At 40.9% G+C, this 5,434-nt stretch carries 4 protein-coding genes and 1 pseudogene; all 5 read left to right on the plus strand.

All coding sequences use genetic code 11. The features are described from left to right. On the plus strand, window positions 1-293 hold a 293-nt coding region (locus B2V92_RS01020; RefSeq protein WP_293304028.1), incomplete at its 5' end, for a hypothetical protein. Window positions 294-684: 391 nt separating this feature from the next. Then, the gene (locus tag B2V92_RS01025) at window positions 685-2,115 is read left to right on the plus strand and encodes a hypothetical protein (RefSeq protein ID WP_293304029.1); all 1,431 of its coding nucleotides are present in this window, start codon (window positions 685-687) and stop codon (window positions 2,113-2,115) included. Window positions 2,116-2,167: 52 nt separating this feature from the next. Continuing rightward, a complete protein-coding gene (locus B2V92_RS01030) occupies window positions 2,168-3,565 on the plus strand; it encodes an alpha-L-fucosidase (protein WP_293304030.1) in 1,398 nt (465 codons plus the stop codon). Continuing rightward, complete coding sequence (locus tag B2V92_RS01035; RefSeq protein ID WP_293304032.1) at window positions 3,565-5,157, plus strand: beta-N-acetylhexosaminidase; 1,593 nt, start codon at window positions 3,565-3,567, stop codon at window positions 5,155-5,157. Before B2V92_RS01030 ends, B2V92_RS01035 begins: the two co-directional genes overlap by 1 nt. 18 nt (window positions 5,158-5,175) lie before the next feature. Then, window positions 5,176-5,434 (plus strand): annotated as a pseudogene (locus B2V92_RS01040) (alpha-L-fucosidase); the annotation flags it as partial.

Below are 5,434 nucleotides of genomic sequence, written 5' to 3' on the forward strand. Positions count from 1 at the left end.
TAATGACCAGTGAACCAATGAATCCAACCACAAATATCAGAACACTCGAGCCCATTATATTCTATTCAGGCAAACAGGATGAGCTGCAGATTTTTTTAAACGAAACCGAATTTGGTGAACTCATAATTATCTCACTTTCTGATGATCAGTTGCAGGTAAAGGAAGTATTGCTCGAAGAAACAAACGAAAAACTGGAATGGAAACAGGATCATAAAGGGCTGCGGATTTCGGTGCCCGAAGGTTTAGAGATAAGCGGAGGAAGTATGGGGCGTGTGTTGAAGGTTTTGTTTTAGTCTGTAGTCGGTAGTCCTGAGTCTTCAGTCTTTTGCCCGTTATAGCAGAATGTCAACCTGAGCGGAGTCGAATCTTTACGTCATCTCGACCGAAGCGAAGCGTAGTGGAGAGATCTATCTCGAGACAGATTTTGCTTCGCAGAGCCTTCGGGTTCTCGGCTCCGTTATACTCCGCTCGAAATGACGAATACGCATAACCAATGAACAAATGACAATTGAACTAATGAACCAATAAACCTTTAAGAAGTTAAGGAAATTAAGATTTAAGCTATTGTTATAAACAATGTGGCCATTAACTATGAGCCATCAAACCAATAAACAAATGACAAGTGAACGAATGAACCATTGACTAATGAACCAATAAACAAATCAACCATAAAAACCATTAACAATGAAAAACAAAAAACAACTTTGCTTTGCCCTGCTCTTAACGATTTCGGGCGGTATTTTGATGAGCAGCTGTAAAAAAGCTCCAGTTTCAGGATTAGAAACTACAGATGCGAAACCAAAAACATTGGCACTGGGCTCCGGAACCACACCGCCCAGTTTTGTTACCAATACTAAAAATTTGAATATTGTAATGTTCGTACCAACCGATAATCCGGCACTTGCGGATTACAAAACCAGGTTAACCACACTTTTCGCCCATTTTCAGGGCTGGTTCCATACCGAAATGTTAAGGTATGGCTATGATAAATACATGGGCTTACCGAAAGTAGATTCTACGGGTTTAGTAAAGTTTATCGAGATTCCTGCACAGTTCGGACAGGCAGCTTACCCTTACGATGCCAGCATTTCGGCAACTAAAATCCTGAACGAGGTTGCTGCTTACAAAGCAACACACGCATCTGAGTTTTCGAATTCGAGCCACACCCTGATCCTATTGCCACAGCGTACCGATGGCAGTTTCGACCAGCCTTTTTATGGCTACGGTAAAAATTGCTTCGCCACCGATAATACGAATATGGCGGTTGATAAGATCCCAAATGCCAGTTCGAACTTATTGGGCGGTATGCTGCACGAACTCGGCCACGGTTTAAATTTACCGCACGATCATGCCAAATATGCATCAGAACAGCCTACTTTGGGTACTTCGTTAATGGGATCAGGAAACGTAACTTTTAGTAAAGGTCAGCCTACCTTTCTAACTGAGGTTGATGCCGCTATCCTTAACCGTAACGAGGTTTTTCAAAACCCTTTACCAACAGAAATTCCTTACGAGGCCGCTACTACATCTATTAATGCTTTGTTTAGCTACAATTCAACAACGCAGGCTTTCAATGTTTCAGGTTCGTTTACCAGCAATAAAGAAGTTAGCGATATCCTGATTTATATGGATCCGGATTTGGGTAGCAGCGATGCTGATTATAATGCGGTGGCCTGGAGATCTGCTCCTGCAACAGGAAATACCATTTCGGCAACTATTCCTTTTAGCGAGCTTTATTATAAAAATAACGAAGCCTATAACATCAGGGTAAAACTGTTATTGAAAAATGGTGGTAATGTGAGCAAAGCCTATTCTTTCTCATTTTTAAATGGGGTACCCCAGGTAGGTGCAAATGGTTCTGCTAAATTTTACCAGAACGCCAGTTATGGCGGTTATGGTGTTTCGTTACCTGTTGGTGAATATACAACCGCCGATCTGATCAGCCGTGGGATCAGTAATAACGATGTCTCATCTGTTAATGTAGGTTTAGGGGTGAAAGTAATTATGTATGATGGAGATAACTTTACCGGAAGCAGTATTGAGTTAACCTCTTCGAGCACCTATGTTTCCACCTTTAACGATAAGGCATCATCTATAAAAGTAATTGCCCTTTAATAATGATATGACTAAACAGACTTATATTTAAGTTCCAAATATTAAAACAAAAATGAGAAAACCACTTCTTTTAAGTCTGTTATTTGTACTGTTTGCCCAGCTGTTATTTGGGCAAACAGTACAAAATAGTGCGTTGGAAAAATTCAGGGCCGATAAATTCGGACTCTTTCTGCACTGGGGATTGTATGCGCAAACCGCGGGCGACTGGAAAGGCCATAAGGTAAAAGGTGGGGAGCATTTTATGCTTTACGAACGTATTCCGGTACAGGAATATGGTACCATTGCGGATCAGTTTAACCCTATAAAATTTGATGCCGATACCTGGGTAAAACAGGCAAAGGAAACCGGTATGAAGTATATTGTTTTCACTGCAAAACATCATGATGGCTTTGCAATGTATAATTCGGCCAGTAGTGATTATAATATCGTGAAAAGAAGTCCTTTTAAACGTGATCCTATTGCTGAACTGGCTAAGGCCTGTAAAAAATATAAGATTATGCTTTGCCTTTATTACTCGTTGGGCAGGGATTGGCAGGATCCCGATGTACCCACCAACTGGCCCGTAAAAGCAGGCAGGAGCAACACCTGGGATTATCCCAATGAAGATGCAAAGGTTTTTAACCGCTATTTCGAGCGGAAAGTTAAACCACAGATTACAGAACTATTGAGCAATTATGGTCCCATCGGTGTGCTTTGGTTCGATACACCCGAACTCATCAGTAAAAAAGAAAGCGCCGAACTTAAAGCTTTGGTTAATAAATTACAGCCAAACTGTTTGGTAAACAATAGGATCGGTAATGGTTACGGCGATTTTTCCATTTCAGAACAGTCATTAACGCCCTCATCAAAAAAGGCATGGGAATCGTGCTTAACCATCGGGCAGAATTGGGGATACAACAGGCACGATAGCCTCTGGAAATCGCCGGAAGTGCTGGTGCGCCACCTGGTAGAAGTTGTTGCCAATGGCGGTAATCTTTTGTTAAATGTTGGCCCAAAAGGCGATGGGACTTTTCCTGATTGGGCTACCGAAAGGTTAAAAGCAGTTGGTAAGTGGATGGATGTTAACCACGAAGCCATTTACGGCAGTCATCTATGGTTGGTGGTTAAAGAAAATAGTAATGCTGCTAAAGAAAATCTATCTATTGAAGAAAGTAAAAATGCCACTAAAGACGCTGTATTTGACGGTACACCAAAAAACATAGCACCTGATGTGTATTATACTGCGAGAGATAAAACCGTTTATGCTTTTTTAAGGAGCTGGCAAACTACAGAAGTAACGCTTAAACAGTTAACTAAAAATGGTTTAAGCATAAAAAGTATCGAACTATTGGGCAATAAAAACAAAGTGAAATGGGAGGTAAACGACCAGGAACTGAAGTTGAACCTGCCTGAAGATTTTAAAAAAGGAAATCAGATTCCTGTTTATGTATTAAAAATAACAACCAGTTAATGAGGTTTTTATATATATCAATTCTATTATTTATTTATAATGCTGCGTTTGCCCAACAACAGGCAGCTATTATTCCTATGCCTGCAAATTTTGTTGCCGGTGCAGGGTTTTTTCAGTTGAATAATAATGTAACCATCGGGTTTAATAACGACCGGTTAAAAGCTGTTGCTTATTACTTTCAGAACGAATTGTTAAGCCAGAAAGGAATAACCCTGCAGCAAAAAAGCAGCAATGCAACCATTATGCTGATGTTGAAACCGGTAAAGAAAAATGTAGATTCCAATGCTTATCAGCTTAGCATTAAACCCGATAAGATTACCGTTTCCGCTTATCATCCCCGCGGAATTTTTTATGGAATGATTTCGGTGCTTCAACTGGCACTTACCGGTAAAAACAATCAGATCCCGGTTGCCGAAATTAGTGATGCTCCTGCATATGCCTGGCGTGGACTGATGCTTGATGAATCGCGTCATTTTTTCGGTAGAGAAAAAGTAAAATCCATTTTAAACTGGATGGCCTTTTACAAGCTCAATACCTTCCACTGGCATTTAACCGATGAGCCTGCCTGGCGTTTGGAAATTAAAAATTACCCTAATTTAGCGCTCATTGGTGGTATCGGCGATTATTTAAATGCCGATCTGCCCGCACAGTTTTATACACAGGCCGAGATTAAGGAAATTATTGCTTACGCGGCAGAACGTTATATCAAGGTAATACCCGAAATTGATATGCCAGGCCACGCAACGGCTGCCAATAAAGCTTATCCCGAATATTCAGGTGGTGGAGCTGCAGGGCATCCTGAATTTACTTTTAACCCGGGTTTAGAAAAAACTTATAGCTACCTCACCGATATTTTAAAAGAAACCAACGTGCTTTTCCCTGCTCAATTAATCCATTTGGGAGGCGATGAAGTAAGTTATGGCAACGAAAAATGGAATAACAATCCAGATATATTAAAACTCTGTGAGCGTGAAAAACTGAAAGATAATGCTGCAGTAGAGCATTATTTTATGAAACGCATGGCCGATTCATTGTATCAGCTCAATGCTAAAGCTATTTTTTGGGATGAAATGGCCGATGCCGATCTGCCTAAAGATAAAACTATTATTTACTGGTGGCGGCAGGAAAAACCCGAACAGCTTCGTACCGCTTTAGGTAAGGGCTATCAGGTGGTTTTATGTCCGAGGTTACCACTGTACTTCGATTTTGTCCAGGATAGTACCCATCAATACGGCCGGAAATGGAATAAACTGTATAATCCGATAGCGCAGGTGTATGCTTTTGATGCGGCATCTTTTGCAAACAGTACAACGGAAAAACAATTGATTTTGGGTATTCAGGCCAATATCTGGACGGAAACTGTAGATAATAATGTACGTTTGGATTACCTGCTTTTCCCGAGGATTGCTGCCCTTGCCGAAGCCGGGTGGACGCATCAGGGTAAAAAAGATTTTAAAGCTTTCACTACTAATTTGGGTCAGCATTTAGTACTATACAATAAAGCCGGGTTGTATTATTATGATCCTTCAAAAGCATTGCTGCATCCCGAAATTCCGATGAAAAGAAAGAAACCATTGAATTATAAAGATTAACACGCACAAAATTTGAATATGAAAAATATATTAAGGTATGTATGGCTGGCAATGGCTACGACGGCTGTTGTAAATTATGCAGATGCACAGTGGACAGGCCCCAAAAAACAACCAGCCGAAAAGGTGGAGGTGAAATACGGTACTTTAACACCACCTCACCGTACCGATGCTGATATGCAGGCTTTCCGCAGTTATGGTTTGGGCCAGTTTATCCATTGGGGTATTTATTCTATTGCCGGTAACGAATGGAATGGGGTAAGTGCTAGAGGCGGGGCAG

This window comes from Pedobacter sp. UBA5917 (assembly GCF_002432345.1).
Taxonomy (GTDB): domain Bacteria; phylum Bacteroidota; class Bacteroidia; order Sphingobacteriales; family Sphingobacteriaceae; genus Pedobacter.